The organism is Pseudodonghicola flavimaris (assembly GCF_030164425.1).
In the GTDB taxonomy this organism is placed as follows: Bacteria; Pseudomonadota; Alphaproteobacteria; order Rhodobacterales; family Rhodobacteraceae; genus Pseudodonghicola; species Pseudodonghicola flavimaris.
The window spans coordinates 1-1772 of sequence record NZ_JASNJD010000052.1; the positions used below are offsets into that span (position 1 = coordinate 1).

At 61.9% G+C, this 1772-nt stretch carries 2 protein-coding genes and 2 pseudogenes; all 4 read right to left on the bottom strand.

Annotated features, from left to right (window positions below; all coding sequences use genetic code 11):
• Nucleotides 1-121: pseudogene (locus tag QO033_RS25155) on the bottom strand (GDP-L-fucose synthase); the annotation flags it as partial.
• Nucleotides 118-708 (bottom strand): acyltransferase, encoded by a 591-nt coding sequence (locus tag QO033_RS25160; protein WP_284483432.1) that lies wholly within the window; start codon nucleotides 706-708, stop codon nucleotides 118-120. The gene QO033_RS25160 and the pseudogene QO033_RS25155, both read right to left, overlap by 4 nt.
• A gap of 133 nt (nucleotides 709-841) precedes the next feature.
• On the bottom strand, nucleotides 842-1582 hold the full coding sequence (locus QO033_RS25165) for a sulfotransferase domain-containing protein (RefSeq protein WP_407682149.1): 741 nt from the start codon (nucleotides 1580-1582) through the stop codon (nucleotides 842-844).
• 27 nt (nucleotides 1583-1609) lie between these two features.
• A pseudogene (locus tag QO033_RS25170) lies at nucleotides 1610-1772 on the bottom strand (GDP-mannose 4,6-dehydratase); the annotation flags it as partial.

The window sequence follows — 1772 nt, forward strand, 5'->3', positions numbered from 1 at the left end:
CCAGCTCCGCATGGGTGCGGGTGATCAGCGTCAGATCCTCGCCCGCGTCCCGGCGCGCCTGCAACTGCCGCAGGATCGCACCCCCAACCATGCCACGATGGCCCGCTACGTAGATTTTCATTGCTCGTCTCCCGCTCTGACGCCGGGTCTGTCGCCGGCGGATGCGTGTGTCGGTGAAGCCGTGCCGGCGGTGTCCGGCACGAAACGCGCTCCGAAGGCGGCGGTTTCCGCCTCGGAAAACCCATGTGTCTGGCGCGACCATGTCACGTTGCGCCGGATCTGGCGTGCCGGCACGCCGGCGAAGATGGTTTTTTCCGGCATGTCGGAGGTTAGGATCGCCCCCGCCGCCAGAATGCTGCCGAAGCCGATTTCGACATCGGGCATCATGGTGGTGCCGGCCCCGATCGAGAGGGTCGATTGCCGCCACATCCGCAGGTCGAGGTTGATCGGGCCCCGGGTGTCGATCCGGATCTCCCCCGAGCCGGGGCCGAGAGAGATATTGACCCGCCCGTTCAGCTCCGGCTGGCTGAAGACGATCCGGTGATTCCGCCGCGGCGCCAGCGCCGGCGGCGTGGAGATGACGACTTTCTTCAGAACCTCGGGATGGGCGAAAATCCGGCAATCCCGGAAATATCCGCGCATCCGTTCCGGGACGAGGGCGGCGACGTCATGTTCCGGCAGGGTCTTGTCCACGGCTCTGTCTCGCATTGTCCTTGCCGCCCGGAAGCGGGAAGGCCTTCGGTGTCACATGTCCCAGACGGGGTTCGTTCGTATGACGCCCTGATCCCGGATTATCTCGAAAAGACGCAGACCAAGATCAGTCTATCGATTTTCGTCGGGATCATCGGGCCGGCGGGGTCCGCAGGTACTCCGGGTCGTAGCCCAGGGCCAGGCATTCGTCGCCGCGGTACTTCAGGAACGTGTCGATCTGTTCGGGGCGCAGGAAGTTGAAGTAGTTCTTCTCTTCCTGGCGCCAGTAGAACTTGCCGTCCTTCTTGGTGCTCTTGCCGGCGCGCTCCAGCATGGCTTCGAGATCCTCGTCGCCGAGCTTCAGCCAGTCCTTGAGGAACCCCAGCGTGGTGACGGGGTTGTGCAGCAGGTCCTCATAGCGGATCCGGGCGATCGGCTTGTCGGCGTAGTTCATCCAATACTGGTTGTGCGAGAAATAATCGCCGGTCTGCACCGAGAACCGCGGCGCGATATGGCCGGTGATGGTGAACGAGCTGAAATAGAGATCGAACAGGTCGGTCCCGACGATGGATTCCACGGACTCGAAGGGGATCGAGGCGGTGTTGGTCACATTCGCCGAGATGAAGTTGAGATAGGAGGCAAAGACATCGAGCGGGTTGCGCCGGATGTGGATGATATGGGTCGCGTTGATGTCCTGGCCCTGCCATTTGGTCAGGTTGTGACCGGCATGGTGCTTGAAGAACCGGAACCCGCGAAATTCCTTTGCGTCGCTCAGCGGCCGTTCATGCAGATCCGGGATTTCCTTGGCAGAGGCCTGCATGGCCGCCGCGATGATCCCCCGGACCCAGGTGTTCCCAGACTTCGGATAAGAGTAAATGCCTACAAGAGCCACTGATTTCGACCTCTCGGGTTTTGATTGTTAGGATTCCACGCTCACCGGCACATCATGGCCGTGAGCTTTCAGCAGGGCATGGCGCTGTGCGACCTTGAGGTCTTCGGCCACCATTTCAGCGCACATTTCCTGCACGGTGATTTCCGGCACCCAGCCGAGCTTCTCTTTTGCCTTGGCCGGATCGCCGAGC